Raw genomic sequence first — 26,794 nt, forward strand, 5'->3', positions numbered from 1 at the left:
CGTAAGGCGGCCGGATCAGGCGACGGGGATCCAGATCCCCACCCGCCCGGTCCCCGTTTCGGCGTCGTGATCGGCCCCGTAGCGCTCGAATTCCGGTGCCGGGCGCGGGGTGAACCCGGCCTCGCGAATCCCGTGGTGCCAGATCGCCATCACGAAGGGCCGGATCCCCGAGACATGCCCGTCGAAGGTCCAGACCGCGTAATCCCCGGCCGGGATCACGACGGGCTCCAGGTCGGCGGGCGCGCCCTCGCCCGGATGCTCCATCGCGGCGAGGTAGCGCAGCGGGCCCGACTGGTAACACACCCCATAGCCGTCGCCCGACGCGGCGGGCAGCGCCGATGTCAGCCGCGCCTAGAGCGCGGGGATCGCGGCGGCCCCCGCCTGCGCCAGGTCGAGGGAATAGCCTCGCAGCGTGAGCCCGGCGAAGTGGCGCCGCTCAGGCTCCGGCAGGGTGACGGCCGTGGCGGCGTCGTCGGTCATCGGGGCAGCTCCTTGCGATCCGGTCCTGCCGCCGTCCTGGCACCGGCGGCGCCGCCCGTCTGCCCCCCGCGCGTCAGGAGGCGGGCAGGATCGCGGTGAAGGTCGTGCCCTGCCCCGGCGCGCTCTCGACCCGCAGCCGCCCGCGATGGCGCGAGACGATATGCTTGACGATGGCGAGGCCGAGCCCGGTTCCCCCCACCTCGCGCGAGCGGTGGTTGTCGACGCGGTAGAACCGCTCTGTCAGCCGCGGGATGTGGTGGGCGGCGATGCCGGGCCCGGTATCCGACACTTCCAGCCGCACGCCGGGCACCCGCAGCGCCGGCTCGGGCGCGGGCGCGGTCAGGCGCACCGTGACCGTGCCGCCCCGCCCGCCATACTTGATCGCGTTCTCGACGAGGTTGGCGATCACCTGGCCGAGCTGGCCCTCGTCGCCGGGGATCCGGATCTCCTCCTCCGGCAGGTCGGTGACAAGGGTCACCGCCTCGGCCCCCGCGACGTGATCGAGCGATTCGAGCGTCGCCCGGATCAGCCCGCGCAGCGCCACGGGGGCCACGGGGCGGACACGCTCGTCCTTCTCCAGCCGCGAGAGCGAGAGCAGGTCCGCGACGAGACGCGACATCCGTGTCGCCTCGCGCTCCATCAGCCCGAGGAAGCGCTCGGTCGCCGCTGGATCGCGCTTCGCCGCGCCCTTTAGCGTCTCGACGAAGCCGAGCAGCGCCGTCAGGGGGGTGCGCAGCTCGTGACTGACATTGGCGACGAAATCGCGGCGCATCCGGCCTGCATTCTCGAGCTCGGTCGTGTCCTCGAACGAGACCAGCACCGGCGCGGCCGGCCCTGGCCCCACCCGCGCGGCGGTGAAGGCCCAGACCGTGTCCCCGCCCGGCCCATGGCCGAGATAGCGGCCCCGGGCCGAGTCCCCCCCGCGCAGGGCCGCCTCGATCCCGTCGAGGACCGGGGGCTGACGCAGGGCGGTGATGTAGTGCCGGCCCTCCCCCGCATTGGGCAGCAGCGCCGCCGCGGCCGGGTTGAGCGCCGCGACGCGTTCGTCCGCGCCGATGAGCAGCGCGGGGATCGGAAGGGCCGAGAGAAGGTGCGCCGGCGTGGTCATGGCCGATGCTTAGCCGTCGAACGGCGCGGGGCTCAAGACCGCAGGACGGGCGCGGTCCCCGCTGCGGCCGGGCCCTGAACGGAGTGGAACGCCGAGGCTATCGCGCGCCCACATCCTCTGGTAGAATGAACGGACGCCAACCGAAGTCCTGACCCATGTCGACGCCGTGTCGCGGGGTTCCGGCGGCCTCTCCGACCGGCCCGCCCATCCTTCTGATCGCGGATCGTCCCGGCGTCTCGGCGCCGGGCCTGACACGAGCGGTGCGGGGCCTGGAGGCGTCCCTCGGGGCCGGCCCCTTCGCCGTGCGGTCCGCCCGGTCCCTCGACGTCGCCACCCTGCAGAAGCTGGCGCCCCGGGTCGTACTGGCGCGGCTGTCGGGCGACGCGCTCGACGCCGCCGAGATCGCGGCGCTGCTCGAGGCGGCGGGCTTCACGGGACAGTTCTTCGCCGTCGCCACCGGCATCGGCCATGCCGGGATGATCGCGGACGAGATCCGCGCGCGGCATCCCGGTTTCGCCTTCGAGATCCTGAAGGCCGGCCGCTGATCCCCGATCAGTCCAGCGGCCGCAGGCCCGCCCGGAACCGGCGGGCATTCTCGCGGTAATGCGCGGCCGAGGCGCGAAGGGCGGCGATCGCCTCGTCGTCGAGCGGGCGCACGACACGGCCCGGCGCGCCCAGCACGAGCGAGCCGTCGGGGATGCGCTTGCCCTCGGTCACCAATGCCCCAGCGCCGATCAGGCAGCCCTGCCCGATCACCGCCCCGTTCAGCACCGTGGCCCCCATGCCGATCAGCGTGCCGTCGCCGATCGTGCAGCCGTGCAGCATCGCCTTGTGGCCGATCGTGCAATCGGCGCCGATCGTCAGCGGATACCCCATATCGGTGTGGAAGACGCAGTTCTCCTGCACGTTCGACCCCTCGCCCACGGTGATCGGCTCGTTGTCGCCGCGGATCGTCGCGCCGAACCAGACCGAGGCATGGGCGGAGAGGATCACCTTGCCGATCACGTGCGCGCCCGGCGCGACCCAGGCGGTCGGGTCGAGATGGGGCCGCGCGCCGTCCAGGTCGTACATCATCCCGCCGTCTCCTCGAACTCGTCCTGCAGCTTGGTGACGTGCCGGCCGATTCCGGGCTGGCGCGGCAGGCGCAGACGCTCGGCCGTGATGATCGCGCGCAGGCGGTCCTGCGTCTCGGTCACGTCGTCGTTGACCAGAACGTAATCGTAGCCCTGCCAATGGCTGATCTCGTCCCAGGACTTGCGCATCCGGGCCTCGATCACCTCGTCGCTGTCCTGGCCACGCTGGATCAGGCGGCGCCGCAACTCGTGGATCGAGGGCGGCAGGATGAAGATCGACAGCACCTGCTCGCGCAGGCTGGAGCGCGCGATCTGGTCGGCGCCCTGCCAGTCGATGTCGAAGAGCACGTCCTGCCCGATCTCGACCGAGCGGGCGACGGGCTCGCGCGGGGAGCCGTAGTAATTGCCGAAGACGCGGGCATGCTCGAGCATCTCGCCGTCCTTGACCTGCCGGCGGAAGGTCTCGTCGGTGACGAAGTAGTAGTCCTGGCCGTCGACCTCGCCCGTGCGGGGCGGCCGGGTCGTGGCGGAGACCGAGAAGCGGATCGTCGGATCCCAGTCCCGCAGGCCGCGGGCGAGAGTCGATTTCCCCGCGCCGGAGGGCGAGGACAGGATGATGAGTAGGCCCCGCCGTGCGCTCAAGGGTCGGTCTCCCGCTGGGTTCGGTGGCGCCGGTCTCGGGCAGGACGGGCCCGGGGTCAAGGCCGCAGCCCGGCGGCCGGCGCGTCACGCGGCAGGGTCGCGAGGCGCGCCGGCCGGGAGAAGGGGCGGCCCCGATCGCGGCGTTTCCGGGGCATGGCCCGTCAGGCAGCGGAATTCCGCCGTCCCGCCGTGACGCGCGTCGGGCCGGACAAGGCCCCGGGATCTTTCGTTTCCTGCGCCCTGCCCCCCGGGAATGCGCCCGAGGCGTTAACCCTCAGTAAAATCGAGCCGGGAAATGGCAGGAATATGGCGCTAGGTGAATCGGGGGTGAACGGGCGAGCAGAACTGAAGAGGACAGGGCCAATGATTGGTGGGATACGGAGGGGCACGGATGCCGAGACACGCGCCGAGGCAGCGGCGCGGATGCGGGCGATCCTGGTCCAGATGGAGCGCTACTGGCAGCAGATCCGCGCCGCGGACCGGCTGCCGGCGCGGACCGATGTCGACCCCGCCCGGATCGACGCTTGCCTGCCGCACTCTTTCATCGTGGAGCGCGTGGGCCCCGGCATCCTGCGGCTGCGGGTGGCCGGATCGCGCCTGTCCGACGCGCTGGGGATGGAGGTGCGGGGCATGCCGCTCTCCGCTCTGTTCCTGCCCGAGGGGCGCGAGGTGCTGGGCGCGCATGTCGACGCGGTCTTCGACGATCCCGCGATCATGGAATTCGCCATCACCTCGCCCCGCGGCCTGGGCCGGCCGCTGATGACCGGGCGCCTGCTCCTGCTGCCGCTGACCGACCGCGACGGCGGCGTGACCCGCGCGCTCGGCGCGATGATCACCGAGGGCGAGATCGGCCGCGGTGGCCGCCGCTTCACCATCGACCCCGCCGCACCGATCCGCCGCGACCCCGCGCTGTCGCCGGTGATCCAGCCCCTGACCTTCGACACCCCGCGGGAGGATGCCGTCCCGGCGCGGCCCGCCACCCCACCCGGCCGCGGCCATCTGCGGCTGGTGGTGGACAATTCCTGAGCCCGGCGGCGGGGGCGCGACGGAAGAAGGGCCCCGGAGGATCGCTCCGGGGCCCATTTTCGCAGACGAATCCTGACAGGGCGTTAAGCCAGGGCGGCCGCCGCAAGTTCGGTACGCCGGGCGGACAGCTCCTCGGCCACGAGGAAGGCCAGCTCCAGCGATTGCGAGGCGTTGAGCCGGGGATCGCAGGCGGTGTGGTAGCGGTCGGACAGGTCCTCGTCCGTGACCGCCCGGACGCCGCCGGTGCATTCGGTCACGTCCTTGCCCGTCATCTCGAAATGCACGCCGCCCGGGATCGTCCCCTCGGCCGCGTGGACCGCGAAGAACTCGCGCACTTCGCGCAGGACGCTGTCGAAGGGCCGCGTCTTGTAGCCCGACGAGGACTTGATCGTGTTGCCGTGCATCGGGTCGCAGGACCACACGACGTTGGCCCCCTCCTCCTGCACGGCGCGGATCAGGCGCGGCAGATGCTCGCCCACCGAGCCCGCGCCGAAACGGGCGATCAGCGTCAGGCGGCCGGCCTCGTTGCCGGGATTGAGCGTGTTCATCAGCGCCTTGAGATGCCCGCTGGTCATCGAGGGGCCGCATTTCAGGCCGATCGGGTTCTGCACGCCCTTGCAGAACTCGACATGCGCGCCGTCGGGCTGGCGGGTGCGGTCGCCGATCCAGATCATGTGGCCCGACCCGGCCAGCCATCTGCCGGAGGTCGAATCGACGCGGGCCAGCGCCTCCTCGTATTCGAGCAGCAACGCCTCGTGGCTGGTGTAGAAGTCGACGGTCTGAAGCTCGTGATTGCGCTCGCCCGTCAGGCCGGCGGCGGTCATGAAATCGAGCGCATCGCCGATCTTGCCGGCCATGTCGCGATATTTCTCAGCCTCGTCGCTGTCGGTGAAGCCGAGCGTCCAGGCATGCACCCGGTGCACGTCGGCGAAACCGCCCGTCGAGAAGGCGCGCAGCAGGTTCAGCGTCGCGGCGGCCTGCGTATAGGCCTGCAGCATGCGGTCCGGATCGGGGATGCGCGCCTCGGGCGTGAAGTCGAAGCCGTTGACGATGTCGCCCCGGTAGGAGGGCAGCTCCTGCCCGTCGATCACCTCGGTCGGGGCCGAGCGCGGCTTGGCCATCTGGCCCGCCATCCGGCCGACCTTCACCACCGGCACCTTGGCGCCGAAGGTCAGCACCATCGCCATCTGCAGCATGACCTTGAACGTGTCGCGGATGCCGTCGGCGCCGAACTCGGCGAAGCTCTCGGCGCAGTCGCCGCCCTGCAGGAGGAACGCCTCGCCCCTCGCACATTTCGCCAGCTCGGCCCGCAGCTTGCGCGCCTCTCCGGCGAAGACGAGCGGCGGATAGGAGGCGAGCTTGCGCTCAACCGCGCCGAGCCGTTCGGCATCGGTATAGTCGGGCATCTGCACCCGCGGCTTGGTGCGCCAATCGGATTTCTGCCACTCGCTCATCGGTCTCGCTCCGGCTCTGTCGTTCGCTCCCAGGGTCTGCGCGCCCGGCCCTCCCCGGCCGGCCGCGCGGAACCCGCCTTATAGGGCGGCCCCGTCGCGGGGCCAATGGCAAAAGGCGGCGCGGTCGGCCCTTGCGGGCGCGCGGCAAACCTGTTGCTCTCCGCGTCAGTCCGGGGCGCCGCCCGCGGCCAATGACCCGATGTGCCCATGGACCAGCTTCCCGATCCCGTCGCCCTGACCGCCGACCCCTCGCGCACCCGGCGCTTCGTCTTCGTGCTGCTGCCGCGGTTCACGATGCTCTGCTTCGCCAGCGCGGTGGAGGCGCTGCGGATCGCCAACCGGATGGCGGGGCGCGAGCTCTACACCTGGCGGCTGATCGGCGAGGGCGGGACCGAGATGGCCTGCTCGGCCGGGATCTCGTTCCGCCTGCAGGGCGATCTCGACGAACTTGGACGCGACGACACGGTGATGGTCTGCGGCGGCATCGACGTGCAGGAGGCGACGACGAAGCGCGTCGTCAGCTGGCTGCGGCGCGAGGCGCGGCGCGGCCTGCCGATCGCGGGTCTCTGCACCGCCGGCTACACGCTGGCGAAGGCCGGCCTGCTCGACGGCAAGCGCGCGACGATCCACTGGGAGAACCAGGACAGCTTCGCCGAGGAGTTCGAGGACGTGCTCCTGACCAAGGCCGTCTTCGCGGTCGACGGCAACCGGATCACGACGGCCGGCGGCACCGCCTCGATCGACATGATGCTGAAGATCATCGCCGACGACTGGGGCGAGGATCTGGCCAACGCGGTGGCCGACCAGCTGATCTACTCCTCGATCCGCACCGACCAGGACACGCAGCGCCTCTCCACCCCGACCCGGATCGGCGTGCGCCACCCCAAGCTCAGCCGCGTCATCCAGCGGATGGAGCAGGCGATCGAGGACCCGATCTCGCCCGCCGTCCTGGCGCAGGAGGTCGACATGTCGACCCGCCAGCTCGAGCGGCTGTTCCGCCGCTATCTCAGCCGCAGCCCCAAGCGCTACTACATGGAGCTGCGCCTCGCCCGGGCCCGCAACCTGCTGATGCAGACCGACATGAGCGTGATCAACGTCGCGCTCGCCTGCGGCTTCACCTCGCCGTCGCATTTCTCGAAATGCTACCGGGCGCATTACGCGACCACCCCCTACCGCGAGCGGGGCAGCCACGCGTCGAAGGACGCAGCGGCGGGTCTCTAGGGCGTTGCGCGGCCTCGGCGAAGGCGCCGGCCGCAACGTCGCGCGCCCTTCGGCATGAAGCCGCTTGCCCCCGTTTGGGCCATTGCATAGCGTCCCGCGCAGAACGCCGCCCAAGGCGTCGTCGACAGACATCAGGGAGAGACCCCATGAAGAAGATCCTTCTCGCTTCCGCCGCGACCGCGCTCGTCGCCGGGGCCGTGTCCGCGCAGGATGCCGATCCGGTCCGGATCGGAATCATCCTCGGCTTCACCGGCCCGCTGGAATCGATCACGCCCGCCATGGCGGCCGGCGCCGAGCTGGCCATCGCCGAGGTGAACGAGGCCGGCGGCCTGCTGGAGGGCCGCATGGTCGAGCCCGTGCGCGCCGACAGCACCTGCATCGACAGCGCCGCCGCCACCGCCGCGGCCGAGCGCCTGGTGACCACCGATGGCGTCGCCGCGATCATGGGCGCGGACTGCTCGGGCGTGACCGGCGCGATTTTGCAGAACGTCGCGCGGCCGAACGGCGTGCTGATGATCTCCCCCTCCGCCACCTCGCCGGGCCTGACCGATGCCGAGGACGACAACCTGTTCTTCCGGACCGCCCCGTCCGACGCCCGGCAGGGCGTTGTGATGGCCGAGGTCCTGCAGGAGCGCGGGATCACCGAGGTCGCCCTGACCTACACCAACAACGATTACGGCCAGGGCCTCGCCGACGCCTTCACCGCGGCCTTCGAGGAGACCGGCGGCACCGTCACGATCTCGGCCAGCCACGAGGACGGCAAGGCCGACTATTCGGCCGAGGTGGGCGCGCTCGCCTCCGCGGGCGGCGAGATGCTGGTCGTGGCCGGCTATACCGACCAGGGCGGCAAGGGCATCATCCAGAACGCCCTCGATGTCGGCGCCTTCGACGCCTTCTTCCTGCCCGACGGCATGGTCGGACAGGTGATCGTGGACGAGCTCGGCTCGGGCCTCGAGACCTCCGTCGGCACCCTGCCCGGCACCGACAGCGCGGGCGCCGAGACGTTCCAGGGCCTCGCCACCGAGGCCGGGTTCGACGGCACCGGCGCCTATGCCGGGGAGAGCTACGACGCCGCCGCGCTGATGATGCTTGGCATGGCCGCCGCCGGGTCGACCGACAGCGCCGCCGTCTCGGCCACGATCATGGATCTCGCCAACGCCCCCGGCGAAGAGATCCTGCCCGGCCAGCTCGGCCGCGCGCTCGAGCTGATCGCCGCCGGCGAGGACATCGACTATGTCGGCGCGACGGCGGTCGAGCTGATCGAGGGCGGCGAGAGCGCGGGCAATTTCCGCGAGGTCGAGTTCACGGACGGCTCGATCGAGACCGTGAACTTCCGCTGATCGGCTGAGAAACAGGCGCGGGCGGCCCCCTCCCGGGGTCGCCCGTGGCTTTAGGTGCGAAGGACAAGTCCTTGATCCGGGTCGAGAACCTCCACAAGCATTTCGGCGGATTCCACGCGGTCGACGGCGCGAGCCTCGAGATCCGCGCGGGCACGATCACGGGCCTGATCGGGCCGAACGGCGCCGGCAAGACCACGCTGTTCAACGTGATCGCCGGCCGGCTGTCGCCCACGTCGGGCCGCGTGACCATGGCGGGCGAGGACATCACCGGCCTGCCGCCGCACGCTCTCTTCGGAAAGGGGCTGCTCCGCACCTTCCAGATCGCGCACGAGTTCGGCTCGATGAGCGTGCGCGAGAACCTGATGATGGTGCCGCCCGGCCAGGCCGGCGAGACGCTGTGGAACGCCTGGTTCGCCCGATCGCGCATCGCGCGGGAGGAGGAGGCGTTGCTGCGCAAGGCCGACGAGGTGCTCGACTTCCTCACGATCTCGCATCTGAAGGACGAGAAGGCCGGCAACCTGTCCGGCGGACAGAAGAAGCTGCTGGAACTCGGCCGCACGATGATGGTCGATGCCCGCATCGTCTTCCTCGACGAGGTCGGCGCGGGCGTGAACCGCACCCTGCTCAACACGATCGGCGACGCCATCGTGCGCCTTAACCGCGAGCGGGGCTACACGTTCTGCGTGATCGAACACGACATGGATTTCATCAAGCGCCTCTGCGATCCCGTCATCGTCATGGCCGAGGGCCGCGTGCTGGCGGAAGGGTCGGCCGACCAGATCATGGCCGACGAGCGCGTGATCGAGGCCTATCTGGGCACGGGGCTGAAGAACAAGGACGCAGCGGCGGGGGCGACGGCATGAGCGATCCCTATGGCAGCCGCGGCAACAACGACCGGTCGATCACCAAGTCGAACGAACCGCTCGGCGGCGTGTCCGGCGACATCGCCGGGACGGGGCCCGCGGCCGATGGCGGCGCGGCGGCGAGTGCCGCCGGCACCGCCTTCCTCGCCGGCGAGGGGATGACCGGCGGCTACGGACGCGGCGCGGACATCCTCCACGGCTGCACCGTCGCCGTCGACAGGGGCCGGATCGCCGTGATCGTCGGCCCCAACGGGGCGGGCAAGTCCACGGCGATGAAGGCCGTCTTCGGCATGCTGACCCTGCGCGCGGGCCGCGTGGTGATCGACGGCGAGGACATCACCCACCTGTCCCCGCAGGACCGGGTGGCGAAGGGCATGGCCTTCGTGCCGCAGACATCGAACATCTTCCCCTCGATGAGCGTGGAGGAGAATCTCGAGATGGGCGCCTTCCTGCGGCGCGACGACATCCGGGGCACGATGGCGCAGGTCTACGACCTGTTCCCCATCCTCAAGGAGAAGCGCCGCCAGAATGCGGGCGAACTCTCGGGCGGGCAGCGACAGCAGGTCGCCGTGGGCCGGGCGCTGATGACGCAGCCGAAGGTCCTGATGCTGGACGAGCCGACGGCGGGCGTGTCGCCCATCGTGATGGACGAGCTCTTCGACCGGATCATCGAGGTCGCGCGCACCGGCGTGACCATCCTGATGGTCGAGCAGAACGCCCGGCAGGCGCTGGAGATCGCCGATATCGGCTACGTGCTGGTCCAGGGCGCGAACGCCCATACCGGGACCGGCGCGGAGCTGCTGGCCGATCCGGTCGTGCGCCGGACCTTCCTGGGGGGATGAGGATGCGGCGACGTCCGGGCGGGGCGCGGGCGGAGGCGGGGGGAGCCTCCGGCGGGAGTATTTGGCGCAAGATAAGAGCCGCTCGCCCTCCGGCCTGGCCGGGTGTCCTGGCTGCGCTCGCGGCGGGGCCCGCGCAGGCGGAGGGCGCGGTGGTGGAGCTGCGATGCGCCGTCACCACGGCCTGCGAGGCGGAAACGGGCACCTGCAGGGCAGGCGCGGGCGACCGCGAGGTCACGCTCGCCCCCACCGGCACGTCGGATTCTGCCTCCTACTGGGATGTCACGATCGACGGGCGCACCTTTCCGGCGATGACCTCCACCGCGCTCGGCCCCTGGCAGTGGGAGGAGAGCGCGCAGGACAGCGCCTGGCTCTTTCCGTCGGGCCCCTCCTCGATGATGCTGGTCCGCCAGAGGATCGCCGGGGACGAGCTGTCCACCACGACCGAATACCTGTCCTGCGAGGAGGGCTGACGCGCATGACCATCCGATCCGGGGCCCGCGCCTGATGGAACTTCTGAACGCGCTCGTGGCGCTTGCCAATTACGTGGTGATCCCCGCCGTGGCCTACGGCTCGCAGCTCGCCCTCGGCGCGCTGGGGGTCACGCTGGTCTACGGCATCCTGCGCTTCTCGAACTTCGCGCATGGCGACACGATGGCCTTCGGGACGACCATCGCGATCTTCTTCACCTGGGCCTTCCAGGGGCTGGGCGTGACGCTCGGGCCGCTGCCGACGGCCCTGCTCGCCCTGCCCCTCGGCATCGCGGGCTGCGCGCTCTTCGTCCTGGGCACCGACAAGGTGATCTACCGCTTCTATCGACGGCAGCGGGCCGCGCCGGTGATCCTGGTGATCGTCTCGATGGGCGTGATGTTCGTGATGAACGGCGTCGTGCGGTTCATGATCGGGGTGGACGACCAGAACTTCGCGGACGGGGCGCGCTTCGTCATCGACGCGCGCAGCTTCCGCGACGCGACGGGCCTCGACGAGCCCCTGGTCCTGCGCCTGCCGACGCTCATCACGCTGGTCACGGCGGCCATCGCGGTCGCGCTGCTGTTCTGGTTCCTGAACCGCACCCGCACCGGCAAGTCGATGCGCGCCTTCTCGGACAACGAGGATCTGGCGCTGCTCTCCGGCATCAATCCCGAGCGGGTGGTCATGGTGACCTGGATCATCGTCGCCGCCCTCGCCACCACGGCGGGCGTGCTCTACGGGCTGGAGAAGTCGTTCAAGCCCTTCGTCTACTTCCAGCTCCTGCTGCCGATCTTCGCCTCCGCCATCGTCGGCGGGCTCGGCAACCCGGTCGGCGCGGTGGTCGGCGGCTTCGTCATCGCCTTCTCCGAGGTCGGGATCACCTATGCCTGGAAGAAGGTGCTGGAATACCTCGCCCCGACCGAGGCGCTGGAGCCGTCCGGCCTCGTCCAGCTGCTCTCCACCGACTACAAGTTCGCGGTCTCCTTCGCGATCCTGATCCTCGTCCTGCTGTTCCGGCCCACGGGCCTCTTCAAGGGGCAAAGCGTATGAGCGCCGTCACCGACACGAGACACGAGGGCGTGGAGCGCGGCTGGGCGCGCGGCGCCATTCTCTTCGCGGGGATGGCCGCGCTGCTGGCGATCACCGGCGCCACGATGAGCTGGAACGTCGCGCTCACGGTCCTGAACATGGGGCTGGTGAGCGGGATCATGGCGCTCGGCGTCAACCTGCAATGGGGCTTCGCGGGGCTCTTCAACATCGGGGTGATGGGGTTCCTCGCGCTCGGCGGCCTGGCCTGCGTGCTGGTCGCCATGCCCCCTACGGGCGAGGCCTGGGCGGCGGGCGGGCTGCGCCTGATGGCGGGCCTGGCGCTCGGGGCGGGAACCGTGGTCGCGGCGGTGCTGCTCTGGGGACGGATGTCGCCCGGGCGGGCGCGCACGCTCGCGATGCTGGCCGTGCTGGTGGGCGGGTTCTTCCTCTACCGCGCGGTCCTCGACCCGGCCGTCGCGGCGGTGGAATCGGTCGATTCGGCCTCGACGGGGTATCTCGGCGGCCTCGGCCTGCCGATCCTGCTGGCCTGGCCCGTGGGCGGGCTGGTCGCGGCGGGCGGGGCCTGGATCATCGGCAAGATCGCCCCCGGCCTGCGCTCGGACTACCTCGCCATCGCCACGCTCGGCATCGCCGAGATCATAATCGCGATCCTCAAGAACGAGGACTGGCTGGCGCGCGGCGTGAAGAACGTCTCGGGCCTGCCCCGGCCGGTGCCGCTGGAGGTCGACCTGCAGGCCTCTCAGGGCTTCGTGGACCGCGCCGCGAGCCTCGGCCTCGACCCCGTCACGGCCTCCACCCTCTGGGTGAAGGGGCTCTACGGGCTGCTCTTCGCGGCCGTCCTGCTGATCCTGCTGTGGCTGGCGCAGATGGCGCTGAACTCGCCCTGGGGGCGGATGATGCGCGCGATCCGCGACAACGAGGTCGCGGCCGAGGCGATGGGCAAGGACGTGACCCGCCGCCACCTGCAGATCTTCATCCTCGGCAGCGCGATCCTCGGCATCGCGGGGGCGATGATGACGACGCTGGACGGGCAGCTGACGCCGGGCACCTACCAGCCGCTGCGCTTCACCTTCCTGATCTGGGTCATGGTCATCGTCGGCGGGTCGGGCAACAATTTCGGCGCGGTCCTGGGCGGCATGCTGATCTGGTGGCTCTGGGTCATGGTCGAGCCGATGGGCCTGTGGCTGATGGGCGCGATCACCGCCCCGATGCCGGACGGGCTGTGGCTGAAGGACCACCTGCAGGACGCCGCCGCCCACATGCGCCTCCTGACGATGGGACTGGTGCTGCTGCTGGTGCTGCGGTTCTCGCCGAGGGGCCTGCTGCCGGAGCGGTGATCCCCGCTCCGCCGCCGCCTCACTCGCAGCGGCGGGAGCAGAGGCTTTCGCAGGGGATTCCGTCTCCATCTCCATCGCGTGCCGTATGGCCGCATTGTATCAGCTTGTAGCACGCTTCGGCGCAACTCGAGATCTGGCCGCAGGTGAGGTTGCGGCAGTCGAAGGCTTGCGCTGTCAGAAAGGGCGCAAGAAGCGGGTGATCGAGCGTCGCCGGCACGACCTCCCGGCCCGGCCCCTCGTCGGCGGAAGACGCCACTGCCGGAAGCGACAGGGAAAGGGCGAGGCAGAACGCGCGAATCATGCTTCGGTCCCCGTCGGATCAAGGTTAAGAAATTGTTAACGTCCCGGGGCGGGCCTGCCTATCTCCGACATCGCGGTCGCCGACGCCTTGACCGTCTCTCCCGCCTCGCCCATTGCCCCCCCATGACAGACCGTCCCGACATCCTTTGCATCGGCGCCGTCCTGTGGGACATCATCGGGCGCACGCCCGCCCATATGCGCGTCGGCTCGGACGTGCCCGGGCGCATCGTCCGCCTGCCCGGCGGGGTCGCGATGAACATCGCGATGACCCTGGTGCGCTACGCGATGAGCCCGGCCCTGCTGACCGTCGTCGGCCGCGACGCCGAAGGGGACGAGCTGCTGGCCCGGGCCGGGGCGATGGGGCTGGAGACCGCCCATGTCTACCGCTCGGACGACCTGCCCACCGATCGCTACATGGCGATCGAGGGGGGCAACGGCCTGATCGCCGCCGTGGCCGATGCCCATTCGCTGGAGCGGGCGGGCGCGCGCATCCTCGCCCCGCTCGAGGACGGCCGCCTCGGCACCGCCGCGACCCCCTGGGACGGGCCGGTCGCGCTGGACGGCAACCTGACCGAGGCGCTGCTGCACGAGATCGCGCGCTCGCCGCTCTTCGCCGCCGCCGACCTGCGCGTGGCCCCCGCCAGCCCCGGCAAGGCCGAGCGGCTGCTCGCCCTGCTCGGCCATCCGGGCGCGACGCTCTACGTCAATCTCGAGGAGGCGGGCCTGCTCTGCCACGAGAGCTTCGACGGGGCCGAGGATGCCGCCCGCGCCCTCGTCGCGCGGGGCGCCGCGCGGGCGCTCGTCACGAATGGCGGCGCGATGGCCGCCGAGGCGACGCCCGAGCGATGCCTCACCGCCCAGCCGCCCGAGGTCCTCGTCACCCGCGTGACCGGCGCGGGCGACACCTTCATGGCCGCCCATATCGCCAGCGAACGGGAGGGGCGCGATCCCGACGCCGCCCTCGCCCGGGCGCTGAAGGCCGCCGCCGACTACGTTTCCGGAGATCCCGCCTCATGACCCTGCCCCTCTCCCATTCGCCCGAGGTCGCCGAGGCCCGCGCCGCCGGCCGCCCCCTCGTCGCGCTCGAATCGACGATCATCACCCACGGCATGCCCTTTCCTCAGAACGTCGAGACGGCCCGCCGGGTCGAGGCGACGATCCGCGCGGGCGGCGCAATACCGGCCACCATCGCGGTGCTGGACGGCACGCTCCATGTCGGGCTGACGGAAGCCGAGCTGGACCGGCTGGGCGAGGCGCAGGGCGTGGCGAAACTCTCGCGCGCCGACCTCGCCGCCTGCATGGCGCGCGGCGGGACCGGGGCGACGACCGTGGCCGCGACGATGATCGCCGCCCGTCTCGCGGGGATCGGCGTCTTCGCCACCGGCGGGATCGGCGGGGTCCATCGGGGCGCGGAGCAGAGCTGGGACGTCAGCGCCGACCTGCAGGAGCTGGCGCAGACCCCCGTCACCGTTGTGGCGGCCGGGGCGAAGGCGATCCTCGACCTGCCCAAGACCTTCGAGGTGCTGGAGACGCTGGGCGTGCCGGTGATCGCCTATGGCCAGGACGCCATCCCCGCCTTCTGGTCGCGCGATTCGGACCTGCCCGCCCCGCTGCGGATGGAGACCGGGGCCGAGATCGCGGCCGCGCACCGGATGCGCGGCGCGCTCGGCCTGCCGGGCGGGCAGCTCGTCGTGAACCCGATCCCGCCGGAGGACGAGATCGGCCGCGACGTGATCGGTCCGATCGTCGAGCAGGCGCTCGAGGATGCGGCGCGGGACGGGATCGCGGCCAAGGCCGTCACGCCCTACCTGCTCGACCGGATCTTCCACCTGACGGAGGGGCGCAGCCTGACCGCGAACATCGCGCTGGTGCTGAACAATGCGCGCCTCGGGGCGGAGATCGCGAAGGGGCTGGCGGACTAGACGCTCCATTCTCGGACGTCCGGGCCGGTTGCGGCCCGGGGCCGAGGTATCTGCATTCCCTGCGAAGCGGCAGGCCGGGCGCCAGCCCCGGGGCCGAGAGGCCGGGCGGGCGGGGATCGCCCGGCATCCGCCCTCTCTGCCCGGTTTCGCGCCGGTCGCGCGGCTTCGCGGGAGGGCGGGATGGCCTGGCGGCCGCCGGCCATTGTGAGCCCCCCGAAGGCGGCATATCTGTAGGTCGATCCCGCCCCGGCCAGAGCCGCCCCCTCCCGTGACACGCCCAGACCTGACCGAGCCCCTGCCGCCGCCGCCGCCGCCCCGCCGCCGTGGCCTGTTCGGGGGCCTGCGCAACAACTTCCTCGCCGGGGTGGTCGTGATCGCCCCGATCGGACTGACCGTCTGGCTGATCTGGACCGTGGTCGGCTGGGTCGACGGTTTCGTCATGCCCTTCGTTCCGCGGCAATGGCATCCCGAGCAGCTGGTGAACTCCATCCTCGGGCGGGGACCGGACGACTGGATCACGGTGAACATCCGCGGCGTCGGCGTCGTCGTCTTCCTCATCTTCACCGTCATCATCGGCTGGCTGGCCAAGGGCTTCTTCGGCCGGTCGCTGCTGCGCACCGGCGAGAGCCTGGTCGGGCGGATGCCGGTCGTGCGGTCGATCTATTCGGGGGCGAAGCAGATCGCCGAGACGGTCTTCGCCCAGCAGGAGAGCAGCTTCGACAATGCCTGCCTCGTCGAGTATCCCCGGCGCGGGGTCTGGGCCGTGGCCTTCATCTCGACCTCCGCAAAGGGCGAGGTGCGGCGGCGCGTCGATGCCGAGGACCTGCTCACGGTCTTCCTGCCGACGACGCCGAACCCCACCTCGGGCTTCCTGCTCTTCGTGCCGCGGTCCGAGGTGATCGTGCTCGACATGACGGTCGAGGACGCGGCGAAGCTCGTCATCTCCGCCGGGCTCGTCTATCCCGCCGACCGCGAGGCGCCGGCCCCCGGCGCGCAGGCCCTGCCGGTGGCGGATCGCGGGCGGGCGCGCGCCTCCTGATCCCGGGCGCAAGGTCGGGTCAGCCGAACATCGCCCGCAGGTCGCAGGTGCCCCGGTGGCCGAGATCGCCGCGATGCGCGGCGAGGAAACCCCCGGCCGCCTCCTCCCCGGCCGCCTTGAGCCGGGCGAGCAGGACCGGGTTCGGGATCGTCTTGGTCGCCACGTTCAGCTCGTTCATCAGCACGTCGTTGGCGATGACGTGGACACGCACATGCTTCATCGCGCCCCGGGCCACGGCGCCGCTCTCGATCAGGCGCTGGACGAAGGCGATCGCGCGCAGGTCGCGCAGGAGCGCCGAGTTGAAGCTGATCTCGTTGATCCGGTTCGCGATCTGCTGGCTGTCCCTTGGCAGCTCGTCGCGGCGGATCGGGTTGATCTGCACCACGACGAGATCGTCGGGCAGGTCGGGCGCGTAGAGCGGATGGAGCGGCGGATTGCCGGTATAGCCGCCGTCCCAGTAGGCCTCCACCTCTCCAGTTGCGGGATCCTCGATCTCGACCGCGCGGAACAGCGTTGGCAGGCAGGCCGAGGCCATGACCGCCTGCATCGTGATCTCGTCCCCCGAGAAGACGCGGGACTTGCCGCTGCGCACGTTCGTCGCCCCCAGGAACACCGCGGGGGCCGAGGCGTGGTCCATCGCGTCGAAATCGAGATCCGAGAGGATCCGGGCCAGCGGGTTCTTCATCATCTCGCCGAACACGTAGGGCGAGCTCATGCGCGACAGCGCGTCGAGGCCGAGCCAGGCGGGCGAATACTGGGTCGCCTCGGCGATCATCGGCACCGACGGCGCCAGGGCGGCCAGCCAGTCCGAGGCCCAGTGATCCTCGACCGCGCCGACACGGCCCCAGAGATGCGCCAGCGCGGCCCGCGCCCCCTCGGCCCCGCCCGCGACCATCCCGGCCTTGAGCGCGACGGCGTTGAGCGCCCCGGCCGAAGTGCCGGAGACGGCCGCGATCTCGATCCCGTCCTCCTGCAGCAGCCGGTCGAGCACGCCCCAGGTGAAGGCGCCATGGGCGCCGCCGCCCTGCAGGGCGAGGGTCAGGCGGACCGGATTCGCCACGGCGTCACGCCGCCGTCCAGCCGCCATCCATGGCGAGCGAGGTGCCGGTGATCTGGTCCCCCGCGGCGGAGCAGAGGAACAGCACCGCCTCGCCGATCTGCTCGACCGTGACGAAGTCCTTCGACGGCTGCTTGGCGAGGATGACCTTCTCGATCACCTCGTCCTCGCCCATGTCGTATTCCTTCGCCGTGTCGGGGATCTGCGCCTCGACCAGCGGGGTCAGGACGTAGCCGGGGCAGATCGCGTTGCAGGTGATCGGCTCCTTCGCGGTCTCCAGTCCGACGGTCTTGGTCAGGCCGAGGATCCCGTGCTTGGCCGTGACATAGGCGGACTTGTAGGGCGAGGCGCGCAGCCCGTGGGCCGAGGCGATGTTGACGATCCGTCCCCAGCCGGCCTGCCGCATCATCGGCAGCGCGACCGCGATCGTGTGAAAGGCCGAGGACATGTTGATCGCGATGATCGCGTCCCATTTCTCGACCGGGAACTGGTCGACCGGCGCGACGTGCTGGATGCCGGCATTGTTGACGAGGATGTCGCAGCGGCCCGCCTGCTCGACCAGGGCGCGCGCCTCCTTGCCCTTCGACAGATCGGCCCTGATGTAGCGCACCGCGGTGCCGAACTCGGCCGCCATGTCGGCGGCCAGCGCGTGATCCTCGTCCCGGTCGGTGAAGGAGTTGAGAACGACGTCCGCCCCCGCCGCGGCCAGCGCCCGGGCGGCGCCGAGGCCGATGCCGGAATTGGAGCCTGTGACGATGGCGGTCTTGCCGGTCAGACGGGACATGGGAGCGCTCCTTGGGTCGGTCGCGCCGATCATAGCCCTCCCGCGGCGCCTGTGAAGCGCTGCAGTGCAGAAGACGCGCCCGTCGCAAGGGTCACGGCGGCGTCCCGAACCTGCCTCAATTTCGACACGTTCGGGCCGCGATATGGAAACAATCGCCGGGCAGCGGGCGGGATCGCTGCCGGCCCCCCGCGGGATTCGCCGGGGGCGAGTCGCCGGCGCGAAAACCGCGCCGTGCATAAAAAAACGCCCGCACGAGGCGGGCGTTGAGTTATTGAGGCAGGTTTCATACAGGCAAGAAACCTATCGAGCAGTGCTCTCTCTATAAGCGATGACAAGCCGTTGGCCAAGCTTAAAGTTTGCCAGCGCAATTCGGGCCGTCTACGCTCCGTCCCAACCAGAACACCGGAGCAGGGAGTCCGTCGCAATGCCGACATCGCAACCAACCGGGCGGGGCCGTCCGCTGCGGAGGGCGCTCGCCGCCTCCGCGCTGGCCCTCGGCCTCGCCGCCGGGCCGGCCTTCGCCGACAGCCACGGCATCGCCATGTACGGAGAGCCGGCGCTCGGCCCGGACTTCGACCACCTGCCCTATGCCAATCCCGACGCCCCCGCCGGCACGGGCGAGATCGTGACCGCCGAGATCGGGTCCTTCGACAGCCTCAACCCCTTCATCCGCAGGGGATCCGTGCCATGGCAGCTGCGCTCGCTGCAGGGCGAGACGCTGATGGCGCGGACCCTGGACGAGCCCTTCACGCTCTACGGGCTGCTGGCCGAGACGATCGAGGTCGCCGAGGACCGGTCCTGGGTCGAGTTCACCCTGCGGCCGGAGGCCGAGTTCTCGGACGGCTCTCCGGTGACGGTCGAGGACGTGATGTGGTCCTACGAGACGCTCGGGACCGAGGGAAACCCGCGCTATGCCGGCTTCTGGGCCCAGGTCGAGAGCATGGAACAGGTGGGCGAACGGGGCATCCGCTTCACCTTCGCCGAGGACAATGCCGAGCTGGCGCTGCTGGCCGGGATGCGACCGATTCTCAAGAAGTCGCAGTGGGAGGGGATCGACTTCGCCGAATCGGACGGGCAGGTCGTGCCGATCGTCTCGTCGCCCTACATCATCAGCGATTACGAATACGGCCGATTCGTCGAGCTGACCCGCAACCCCGATTACTGGGGCTGGGACGTGCCGTTCAACCAGGGGCTCTACAATCTGGAAACGATCCGGATGGAGTTCTTCGGCGACGAGACGGCGGCCTTCGAGGCGTTCAAGACCGGCGAGGTCAATTCCAACCGCGAGTTCAACGTCGCGCGCTGGGAGAGCCAGTACGACTTCCCCGCCGTGCAGGAGGGCGACGTCGTGCTGTCGGTCCTGCCCCATGCGCGGCCCACGGGCATGACCGGCTTCGTGATGAACACGCGCGAGGCGCCGTTCGACGACTGGCGCGTGCGCGAGGCGATGATCCAGGCCTTCAACTTCGAGTTCATCAACGACGCGGTGACGGGCGGCGCCCAGCCCCGGATCACGTCCTACTTCTCGAACTCGCCGCTCGGGATGACCGAGGGGCCGGCCGAGGGCCGCGTGGCCGAGCTGCTGGCCGAGTACGAGGCCGACCTGCTGCCCGGCGCGATGGAGGGCTACGCCCTGCCCGTCTCGGACGGGACCGAGCGCAACCGCGCCAATATCGGCACCGCGCTCGAGCTTCTGAACGAGGCCGGCTGGAGCGTGCAGGACGGCACGCTGCGCAACGAGGGCGGCGAGCCCTTCGCCTTCGAGATCCTGCTGCAATCGGGCAGCTCGGAGAACGCCTCGATCATCGACATGTACACCCAGTCGCTCGAGCGGCTCGGCATCGTGCCCGAGGTGACGGTGGTCGACAGCGCCCAGTACAAGGAGCGCACGGACGCCTACGATTTCGGCATGACCTACTTCCAGCGCGGCCTGTCGCTGTCGCCCGGCAACGAGCAGTATCTCTACTGGGGGTCGGAGATGGCGGACGAGCCCGGCGGGCGGAACCTGATGGGCGTGCGCTCCGCCGCCATCGACGGGCTGATTGGCGAGCTGCTCGCCGCCGCCAGTACCGAGGATTTCTACGCCGCGGCGCAGGCCCTCGACCGGGTGCTGACGACGGGGCGCTACGTCATCCCGATCTACCAGTGGAACATCAGCCGTCTCGCCCATTCGGCGAACCTGCACTACCCCGAGGAGCTGCCGCTCTTCGGCGACTGGCCGGGCTGGCAGCCCGACGTCTGGTGGTGGGAGGAAACCGCCGCCGAGTGAGGACGGCGATCCATCACGACGACGGGGGCCCGCGCGGCCCCCGTTTTGCCTCCACGACGCCGGAACCCCTCGCGCCCGCTTCCCGTTGCGCCTGACAACGACCAAAGGAGCCGTGCCATGAACTGGAGCACCATCGAGACCCACTGGGTGTCCTTCCTCGACCGGATCGAGACCCGTTGGCCCGAGCTCGACCGCGACGAGGTCGCGGATACGGACGGCAATTTCGATGCCTTCCGCGACCTGCTCGCCGCCACGGAAGGGCGCGACCAGAAGATCGCCCGCGACGAGATCGCCGACTGGGCGCGCGGCGAGGTGCCCGCCGACGTGATGACGGACGAGACCAACGACAACGAGCGCATCATGGCCAGCCGGCGCGAGATGTCGCCCGACGAGGACGCCTATTCCGACGATTCCAAGTTCGGCGACGAGGAGACGCCCCAGCCGCCCGTCGGCCGCGAGGACTGACATCCGGGCGCTGCCCCGCCTTGCCCTCCGCGCGCCCCGGCCCTAGGTCCGGGGCGTTCCACTTTCCACAGCGCCGACCATCGCCGCCGGCCCGCACCCGCGCAAGGGAGGCCGCCATGGTCCGTCTCGACATCCTGTCCGATCCGATCTGCCCCTGGTGCTACATCGGCAAGCTCCGGCTCGACCGCGCGCTCGAGGCGCGCCCGACCCATCCGCTCGCCATCGAGTGGCACCCGTTCCAGCTCAATCCCGACATGCCGCGAGAGGGGATGGACCGCGCCGCGTATCTCGCCGCCAAGTTCGGCGGGGCGGAGGGCGCGGCGCAGGCCTACCGGGCGGTCCGCGACGCTGCGGCCGAGACCGGGATCGAGATCGATTTCGACGCGATCCCGCGCGTGCCGAACACGCTCGACGCGCACCGGCTGATCCACTGGGCGGGAATCGAGCAGCGCCAGACTGCCGCCGTTTCGGCCCTGTTCCGCGCCTATTTCGTCGACCACCGCGACATCGGGAACCGCGAGGTCCTGTGCGACATCGCCGACGGGCTGGACCTCGACGCGGCGATGATCGCGCGCCTGCTGGACAGCGACGCCGACGAGGCGGACATCCGGGCCCGCGACGCCCATTCGCGCGAGATGGGGATCACGGGGGTGCCCACCTTCATCGTCGGCCAGCGCCACGCTGTGCCGGGGGCGCAGCCGACCGACCTGTGGATCAAGGTCCTGGACGAGATGATGGCCGAGGGCGCCGGGGAGGATCCGCAATGACCGACGCGACCGAGACCGATCTCGACCGGCCCGCCCCGCCCGGTCGCCGCCTGTCGCGCCCTGAATTCGTGGGCATGACGGCGCTGCTCTTCGCCATCGTCGCCTTCTCGATCGATTCGATGCTCCCCGCCCTGCCCGACATGGCGGCCGAGCTGACGCCGGACGATCCCAACCGCGCGCAGCTGATCCTGACCGCCTTCGTCTTCGGCATGGGGCTGGGCACTTTCGCGGCCGGCCCGCTCTCGGACGCGCTGGGGCGCAAGGCGATCATCAACGGGGGCATCGCGCTCTACATCGTCGGCGCGCTGCTCGCCTCGGTCGCGACCTCGCTCGAGACGCTGCTGGCGGCGCGCGTCCTCCAGGGCCTCGGCGCCGCGGGGCCGCGGATCGCGATCCTCGCCATGGTGCGCGACCTCTACGGCGGGCGGCGGATGGCGCAGATCATGTCCTTCGTGATGATGGTCTTCATCCTGATCCCGGCGGCGGCCCCCTCGGTCGGGGTGCTGATCACCGACGGCTTCGGCTGGCGTGCGCTCTTCATCGCCTACTGCATCTTCGCCGTCGTCGCCTCGTCCTGGTTCAACCTGCGCCAGCCCGAGACGCTGCCGCCCGGGCGCCGGCGTCCGGTGCGGATCGGCACGATGAGATCGGCGCTGAAGGAGGTGTTCTCGCAGCGGGTGGTCGTGATCTATCTCGCCGTGCTGACGCTCGGCTTCGGGCAGATGTTCGCGCTCCTCTCCTCGATCGCGCAGATCTACGTCACCGGCTACGACATGGAGGCGAGCTTCCCCGTCTGGTTCCTGATCGGCGGCCTGCTCTCGGGCGTCGGGACGGTGTCGAATGCGGGCCTCGTCATGCGGCTGGGCATGCGCCGGATCGCGATCTTCGCCTATGCCATGCTTTCCCTCGCCAGCCTCGCGCTCCTCGCCCTCGAATGGACGGGCGTCGTCGGAGAGCTGCCGCCCTTCGGCCTGTTCTTCGCCTGGCAGGTGATCGTGCTGGCCGCGGCGGGCCTGACCTTCGGCAATCTCAACGCCCTCGCGCTCGAGCCGCTGGGCCATATCGCGGGCCTCGCGAGCTCGGTGATCGGCGCGGTCTCGACCGTGCTGGCCGTCGCCATCGCCGCCCCGATCGGGCTGATGTTCGACGGCACGCCCACCCCGCTGCTCTGGGGCGTGCTGGTCTGCTCGGTCCTGGCCTTCGTCCTGATGCGGGCCTCGGTCCGGATCGACCCGGAACGATCGGGGGCGGACTGATCCGCCACCCCGTCCCTTATCTTGCCCCAACTACTCCGGCCGCCGGCCCGCCCGGGGATCCCACATCCGGGCAGGAGCGTCAGTCCAGCCGCGAGAGCAGCGCGGCGGTATCCCGGCGACCGGGGAAGGCGTGAAGCGCGGCCCCCTCCCTTATCTTGCCTCAAATACTCCGGCCGCCGGCCCGCCCGGGGGCCCCGTCGCCGGGCAGGAGGGCCTTCAGTCCAGCTGCGAGAGCAGCGCGACGGTATCCCGGACATCCGGGGCGGACCGGACCGTCGCCCCCTCCATTATCTTGCCGCAAATACTCCGGCCGCCGGCCCGCCCGGGGGCCCCGTCGCCGGGCAGGAGGGCCTTCAGTCCAGCTGCGAGAGCAGCGCGACGGTATCCCGGACATCCGGGGCGGACCGGACCGTCGCCCCCTCCATTATCTTGCCGCAAATACTCCGGCCGCCGGCCCGCCCGGGGGCCACGTCCCCGGGCATGGGCGCCGTCGATCCAGCCGCGTCAGTCCAGCCGCTCGAGCAGCGAGGAGGTGTCCCAGCGCCCGCCGCCCATCTTCTGCACGTCCTTGTAGAACTGGTCGACCAGGGCGGTGACCGGCAGGCTCGCCCCGACCTCGTCCGCGGCGGCGAGGCAGATGGCAAGGTCCTTGCGCATCCAGTCGACCGCGAAGCCGTGGTCGAACCGCCCGTCCAGCATCGTCTCGTGCCGGTTCACCATCTGCCAGGACCCGGCCGCGCCGCCCTGGATCACCTCGACCACCGCGCGTCCGTCGAGCCCGGCCTTCTGCGCGAAGGACAGCCCCTCGGACAGGGCCTGGACGAGCCCCGCGATGCAGATCTGGTTGACCATTTTGGTCATCTGACCCGCCCCGGATCCGCCGAGCCGGCGGCAGAGCTTGGCATAGGCCTCGATCACCGGCGCGGCGCGGTCGAAGGCCTCCTGATCGCCGCCGCACATCACGACGAGCTGGCCGCTCTCGGCGCCGGCCTGCCCGCCCGAGATCGGCGCGTCCACGAAGGCGATTCCGCGCTGGCCCGCCGCCTCGGCCATCTCGCGGGTCACGCCCGCCGAGACCGTCGTGTGATCGACGAAGACCGCCCCCTCGGACATCGCGCCGAGCGCGCCGTCCGCGCCGGTGCAGATCGCGCGCAGGTCGTCGTCGTTGCCGACGCAGGCCATGACGAAATCCTGCCCCGCAGCGGCCTCGGCCGGATTCGCGGCGGCGCGGCCGCCGAACGCGTCGGCCCACCGCTCGGCCTTCGCCGCGGTGCGGTTGTAGACCGTCACCTCGTGTCCGGCCTTCGCCAGATGTCCGGCCATCGGGTAGCCCATGACCCCAAGCCCCAGGAACGCGATCTTCGCCATGGCGATCTCCCCTCGTCGTGACAGGGCCGGCGCGGGTGGCGCGCTTCCCTTTCGTCCATCGGGCAGGTAGCTAACCGCACGCTGCCGACCGTCAAGAAAGCCCCGCCCATGGCCGTCCTCTTCCGCTGGCTCCTGCGTCTCGCCACCGGGCTGGTGGTGCTGATCGCGGGAGGGGTGCTGCTGGTCTACTGGTTCGCCTCGCGCTCGCTGGTCGATTACGACGGGGTCGAGGAAGTGGCCGGCATCTCGGCCCCGGTCGAGATCGTGCGCGACCATGCGGGCGTGCCGCATGTCTTCGGCGCCTCCGACGCGGACGTCTTCTTCGGCCTCGGCTACGCCCATGCGCAGGACCGGTTCTGGCAGATGACGATGCTGCGCCGCACGGTGCAGGGCCGCCTGAGCGAGCTCTTCGGCGCCCGCACCCTGCGGACCGACATGCTGCTGAAGCATCTCGGCCTCTACGAGGCGGCGCGTGCCTCACTGGACGACCAGACCGACGAGACGCGGGCCATGCTCGCCGCCTATGCCGACGGAGTGAACGCCTGGATCGGCGAGGTGAACGAGGGGGCGCGCGGCCGCGGCGCGCCCGAGATGTGGATCTTCAACCATCCCGTCGCGCAATGGACCGAGGTCGACTGCCTCGCCATCCTCAAGCTGATGGCGCTGCAGCTGAACGCCCATCTCGCGGACGAGGTGCTGCGCGCCCGCACCTCGCTGCTGGTCGAGCCCGAGCGACTGGCCGACATCCTGCCCGACATTCCCGGCCCCGGAACCGCCGCCCTGCCCCGCTACGCCGCCCTCGTCGAGGACGTGCCGCGCTACGCGGCCGCGACGCCCGCGCCGCGCGACCCTCTCTCGCCGCTCTGGGGGCGCGAGCTGGCGGGCGCCTCGAACGGCTGGGCGGCGGGGCCCTCGCGCTCGGCCACCGGCTCGACCCTTCTGGCGAACGACCCCCATCTGGGGCTGACCGCACCCTCGATCTGGTACCTCGCCCGGGTGGAGCTGGAGAGCGGCGGCGTCATCGGCGGCACGATTCCCGGCATGCCGCTGATCCTCACCGGCCGGTCCGAGGATGTCGGCTGGGGCATCACCTCGTCCTATCTCGACGATACCGACGTGCATATCGAGGAGGTGAACCCGGCCGATGCCGGCCAGTACCGCACCCCGGGCGGCTGGGCCGATTTCGAGACCGAGGAGCGGATCGTCTTCGTGGCCGAGGGCGAGCCGGTGACGGTGCAGGTCCAGCGGACCGAGACCGGCGTGGTCCTGCCGCCCGAGCAGTTCGATCTCGGCACGATCCGCCCGCCGGGGCACGTCACCTCGATCTCGTGGACCGCGCTCGCCACCGACGACACGACGATGAGCGCGGGCCTCGCCCTCATGCAGGCGCACAACGTACGCGAGGCGATCGCGGCGGGCGAGATGTTCGTCGCCCCCTCGCAGATGCTGACCGTCGCCGACCGCAACCGCGTGGGCATGAAGCTGATGGGGCGGATGCCGGTCCGCGATCCGGCCCACCAGTCGCTCGGCCGGATCCCGACCTACGGCTACCTGCCCGAGAACCGATGGCAGGGGTTCTACGACTACGCCGACAATCCCGAATGGGTCGAGCCGGCGGGCGGCCTCGTCGGCAACACGAACAACAAGGTCATCGACGCCCCCTTCCCGCGCCATGTCAGCTTCCGCTGGGGCGACAGCCAGCGAATCGAGCGCTGGCGCTTCCTGATGCAGGAGCGCGAGGTCCATACCCGCGATTCCATGATCGAGGCGCAGCTCGACACGGTCAGCTACACCGCCCGCGCGCTGCTGCCGCTGGTCGGGGCGGATCTGTGGTTCACCGGCGAGAGCGCGCCGGAGGGCACGGCCGAACGGCAGCGGCAACGCGCGCTCGCCCTCCTGGCCGAGTGGAACGGCGAGATGAACGAGCACATGCCCGAGCCCCTGATCTACGCCGCCTGGATGCGCGCCCTGCAGGACCGGCTGATCCGCGACGAGCTCGGCCCGCTGGCCGAGGAGTTCACCCATGTCGAGCCGCTCTTCATCGAGCGGGTGTTCCGCGATGCGGGCGGCGCGTCGGCCTGGTGCGACGTGACGCAGTCCGCCCCCGAGGAAAGCTGCTCGGACATCGCACGGATGGCGCTGGACGACGCGCTCGTCTGGATCGGCGAGAAATACGGACCCCAGCTGGAAAGCCTGCGCTGGGGCGACGCGCACGAGGCGGCGCAGGACCACCAGACCCTCGGCGCGGTGCCGGTGCTGAACTGGTTCGTGAACATCCGGCAATCGACCTCCGGCGGGGACAACACGCTGATGCGGGGCCGCACCTCCGGCGATCCGGCGCATCCGTTCCGGAACGTCCATGCGGCGGGCTACCGGGGCGTCTACGATTTCGCCGATCCCGACAGCTCGGTCTTCGTGATCTCGACCGGCCAGTCGGGCCATTTCCTGTCGCGCCATTACGACGATATCGGCGAGCTGTGGCGGCGCGGGGAATACCTGCCGATGTCGCTCGATCCCGCCCTCGCCCGGGCCGCCGGGATCGGGACGATCCGCCTTCTGCCGGAGGGCTAGGCCGGACTCCCGCGTGCGGCCGGGGGGCGCTGCCCCCGTCGCCTTGCGGCGACTCCCCCGAAGTATTTCCGGCAAGATAAGAGCGGGAAAGG

General features: G+C 70.7%; 27 protein-coding genes. 17 read left to right on the forward strand and 10 right to left on the reverse strand.

From position 1 onward, the window contains the following. Positions 1-15: 15 nt before the first annotated feature. The 3 genes from BUE30_RS00985 to BUE30_RS00990 all read right to left on the reverse strand — a co-directional run bounded on the left by BUE30_RS00985 (position 16) and on the right by BUE30_RS00990 (position 1,588). Positions 16-345: a GyrI-like domain-containing protein gene (locus tag BUE30_RS00985; protein ID WP_083600978.1), complete on the reverse strand. Its 330-nt coding sequence runs from the start codon at positions 343-345 to the stop codon at positions 16-18. A 6-nt stretch (positions 346-351) separates the two neighbouring features. Beyond that, entirely contained in the window at positions 352-480 is a 129-nt protein-coding gene (locus BUE30_RS18140; RefSeq protein ID WP_280157044.1) for a hypothetical protein, read from the reverse strand. A 73-nt stretch (positions 481-553) separates the two neighbouring features. Further along, on the reverse strand, positions 554-1,588 hold the full coding sequence (locus BUE30_RS00990) for a sensor histidine kinase (RefSeq protein WP_073325799.1): 1,035 nt from the start codon (positions 1,586-1,588) through the stop codon (positions 554-556). Between the two features lie 155 nt (positions 1,589-1,743). On the opposite strand from BUE30_RS00990, the gene BUE30_RS00995 reads away from it, so the two are divergent. Beyond that, positions 1,744-2,133, forward strand: coding sequence for a hypothetical protein (locus tag BUE30_RS00995; RefSeq protein WP_139300438.1), 390 nt, complete (start codon positions 1,744-1,746; stop codon positions 2,131-2,133). A 7-nt stretch (positions 2,134-2,140) separates the two neighbouring features. On the opposite strand, the gene BUE30_RS01000 is transcribed toward BUE30_RS00995, so the two are convergent. Continuing rightward, positions 2,141-2,662 carry a gamma carbonic anhydrase family protein gene (locus BUE30_RS01000; RefSeq protein ID WP_073325802.1) on the reverse strand — a complete coding sequence of 174 codons (522 nt, stop codon included), beginning with the start codon at positions 2,660-2,662 and terminating at the stop codon, positions 2,141-2,143. Continuing rightward, positions 2,659-3,303 carry a guanylate kinase gene (gene gmk / locus BUE30_RS01005; protein WP_073325804.1) on the reverse strand — a complete coding sequence of 215 codons (645 nt, stop codon included), beginning with the start codon at positions 3,301-3,303 and terminating at the stop codon, positions 2,659-2,661. The genes BUE30_RS01000 and gmk overlap by 4 nt, the downstream gene beginning before the upstream one ends. 363 nt (positions 3,304-3,666) lie before the next feature. On the opposite strand from gmk, the gene BUE30_RS01010 reads away from it, so the two are divergent. Then, the gene (locus tag BUE30_RS01010; protein ID WP_170865601.1) at positions 3,667-4,329 is read left to right on the forward strand and encodes a PAS domain-containing protein; all 663 of its coding nucleotides are present in this window, start codon (positions 3,667-3,669) and stop codon (positions 4,327-4,329) included. 83 nt (positions 4,330-4,412) lie between these two features. Here the strand turns inward: BUE30_RS01010 and BUE30_RS01015 are convergent, their stop codons facing one another. Continuing rightward, the gene (locus BUE30_RS01015) at positions 4,413-5,783 is read right to left on the reverse strand and encodes a class II 3-deoxy-7-phosphoheptulonate synthase (protein ID WP_073325808.1); all 1,371 of its coding nucleotides are present in this window, start codon (positions 5,781-5,783) and stop codon (positions 4,413-4,415) included. Between the two features lie 207 nt (positions 5,784-5,990). Here BUE30_RS01015 and BUE30_RS01020 point away from each other — a divergent pair, with 207 nt between their 5' ends. From BUE30_RS01020 to BUE30_RS01050, 7 genes are all read left to right on the forward strand, one after another. Next, the gene (locus BUE30_RS01020; protein ID WP_073325809.1) at positions 5,991-7,004 is read left to right on the forward strand and encodes a GlxA family transcriptional regulator; all 1,014 of its coding nucleotides are present in this window, start codon (positions 5,991-5,993) and stop codon (positions 7,002-7,004) included. A gap of 146 nt (positions 7,005-7,150) precedes the next feature. Beyond that, positions 7,151-8,344 carry an ABC transporter substrate-binding protein gene (locus BUE30_RS01025; protein ID WP_073325811.1) on the forward strand — a complete coding sequence of 398 codons (1,194 nt, stop codon included), beginning with the start codon at positions 7,151-7,153 and terminating at the stop codon, positions 8,342-8,344. 71 nt (positions 8,345-8,415) lie between these two features. Further along, positions 8,416-9,207, forward strand: coding sequence for an ABC transporter ATP-binding protein (locus BUE30_RS01030; RefSeq protein ID WP_073325813.1), 792 nt, complete (start codon positions 8,416-8,418; stop codon positions 9,205-9,207). Then, positions 9,204-10,049 carry an ABC transporter ATP-binding protein gene (locus BUE30_RS01035; RefSeq protein ID WP_073325815.1) on the forward strand — a complete coding sequence of 282 codons (846 nt, stop codon included), beginning with the start codon at positions 9,204-9,206 and terminating at the stop codon, positions 10,047-10,049. Before BUE30_RS01030 ends, BUE30_RS01035 begins: the two co-directional genes overlap by 4 nt. Before the next feature lie 149 nt (positions 10,050-10,198). Next, positions 10,199-10,519 (forward strand): hypothetical protein, encoded by a 321-nt coding sequence (locus BUE30_RS01040; protein ID WP_073325817.1) that lies wholly within the window; start codon positions 10,199-10,201, stop codon positions 10,517-10,519. Positions 10,520-10,553: 34 nt separating this feature from the next. Next, positions 10,554-11,567: a branched-chain amino acid ABC transporter permease gene (locus BUE30_RS01045; protein WP_073325819.1), complete on the forward strand. Its 1,014-nt coding sequence runs from the start codon at positions 10,554-10,556 to the stop codon at positions 11,565-11,567. Continuing rightward, complete coding sequence (locus BUE30_RS01050) at positions 11,564-12,904, forward strand: branched-chain amino acid ABC transporter permease (RefSeq protein ID WP_083600982.1); 1,341 nt, start codon at positions 11,564-11,566, stop codon at positions 12,902-12,904. The genes BUE30_RS01045 and BUE30_RS01050 overlap by 4 nt, the downstream gene beginning before the upstream one ends. A 19-nt stretch (positions 12,905-12,923) precedes the next feature. Here the strand turns inward: BUE30_RS01050 and BUE30_RS01055 are convergent, their stop codons facing one another. Continuing rightward, complete coding sequence (locus tag BUE30_RS01055) at positions 12,924-13,205, reverse strand: excalibur calcium-binding domain-containing protein (protein ID WP_083600984.1); 282 nt, start codon at positions 13,203-13,205, stop codon at positions 12,924-12,926. A 122-nt stretch (positions 13,206-13,327) separates the two neighbouring features. Here BUE30_RS01055 and BUE30_RS01060 point away from each other — a divergent pair, with 122 nt between their 5' ends. The 3 genes from BUE30_RS01060 to BUE30_RS01070 all read left to right on the forward strand — a co-directional run bounded on the left by BUE30_RS01060 (position 13,328) and on the right by BUE30_RS01070 (position 16,165). Further along, positions 13,328-14,221 carry a PfkB family carbohydrate kinase gene (locus tag BUE30_RS01060; protein ID WP_073325822.1) on the forward strand — a complete coding sequence of 298 codons (894 nt, stop codon included), beginning with the start codon at positions 13,328-13,330 and terminating at the stop codon, positions 14,219-14,221. Continuing rightward, the gene (locus tag BUE30_RS01065; RefSeq protein ID WP_073325824.1) at positions 14,218-15,126 is read left to right on the forward strand and encodes a pseudouridine-5'-phosphate glycosidase; all 909 of its coding nucleotides are present in this window, start codon (positions 14,218-14,220) and stop codon (positions 15,124-15,126) included. The genes BUE30_RS01060 and BUE30_RS01065 overlap by 4 nt, the downstream gene beginning before the upstream one ends. A 268-nt stretch (positions 15,127-15,394) precedes the next feature. Beyond that, a complete protein-coding gene (locus BUE30_RS01070; protein WP_073325826.1) occupies positions 15,395-16,165 on the forward strand; it encodes a DUF502 domain-containing protein in 771 nt (256 codons plus the stop codon). Between the two features lie 19 nt (positions 16,166-16,184). Here the strand turns inward: BUE30_RS01070 and BUE30_RS01075 are convergent, their stop codons facing one another. Then, the gene (locus BUE30_RS01075) at positions 16,185-17,225 is read right to left on the reverse strand and encodes a patatin-like phospholipase family protein (RefSeq protein ID WP_244526243.1); all 1,041 of its coding nucleotides are present in this window, start codon (positions 17,223-17,225) and stop codon (positions 16,185-16,187) included. Between the two features lie 4 nt (positions 17,226-17,229). Then, entirely contained in the window at positions 17,230-18,006 is a 777-nt protein-coding gene (locus BUE30_RS01080; protein ID WP_073325830.1) for a 3-hydroxybutyrate dehydrogenase, read from the reverse strand. A gap of 424 nt (positions 18,007-18,430) precedes the next feature. Between BUE30_RS01080 and BUE30_RS01085 the strand changes: the two genes are divergently transcribed. The 4 genes from BUE30_RS01085 (at position 18,431) to BUE30_RS01100 (ending at position 22,763) form a co-directional block, all read left to right on the forward strand. Next, entirely contained in the window at positions 18,431-20,275 is a 1,845-nt protein-coding gene (locus tag BUE30_RS01085) for an extracellular solute-binding protein (protein ID WP_073325832.1), read from the forward strand. A 117-nt stretch (positions 20,276-20,392) separates the two neighbouring features. Then, positions 20,393-20,740, forward strand: a complete 348-nt coding sequence (locus tag BUE30_RS01090; RefSeq protein ID WP_073325834.1) for a hypothetical protein — start codon at positions 20,393-20,395, stop codon at positions 20,738-20,740. 116 nt (positions 20,741-20,856) lie between these two features. Beyond that, complete coding sequence (locus BUE30_RS01095) at positions 20,857-21,507, forward strand: DsbA family oxidoreductase (RefSeq protein WP_073325836.1); 651 nt, start codon at positions 20,857-20,859, stop codon at positions 21,505-21,507. Next, positions 21,504-22,763 carry a multidrug effflux MFS transporter gene (locus BUE30_RS01100; protein WP_073325837.1) on the forward strand — a complete coding sequence of 420 codons (1,260 nt, stop codon included), beginning with the start codon at positions 21,504-21,506 and terminating at the stop codon, positions 22,761-22,763. The genes BUE30_RS01095 and BUE30_RS01100 overlap by 4 nt, the downstream gene beginning before the upstream one ends. 504 nt (positions 22,764-23,267) lie before the next feature. On the opposite strand, the gene BUE30_RS01105 is transcribed toward BUE30_RS01100, so the two are convergent. Then, positions 23,268-24,131: an NAD(P)-dependent oxidoreductase gene (locus tag BUE30_RS01105; RefSeq protein ID WP_073325838.1), complete on the reverse strand. Its 864-nt coding sequence runs from the start codon at positions 24,129-24,131 to the stop codon at positions 23,268-23,270. Positions 24,132-24,239: 108 nt separating this feature from the next. Between BUE30_RS01105 and BUE30_RS01110 the strand changes: the two genes are divergently transcribed. After that, positions 24,240-26,702 (forward strand): penicillin acylase family protein, encoded by a 2,463-nt coding sequence (locus BUE30_RS01110; protein WP_073325839.1) that lies wholly within the window; start codon positions 24,240-24,242, stop codon positions 26,700-26,702. Positions 26,703-26,794 lie beyond the last annotated feature (92 nt).

The organism is Wenxinia saemankumensis, assembly GCF_900141735.1.
GTDB classification, from domain to species: Bacteria; Pseudomonadota; Alphaproteobacteria; order Rhodobacterales; family Rhodobacteraceae; genus Wenxinia; species Wenxinia saemankumensis.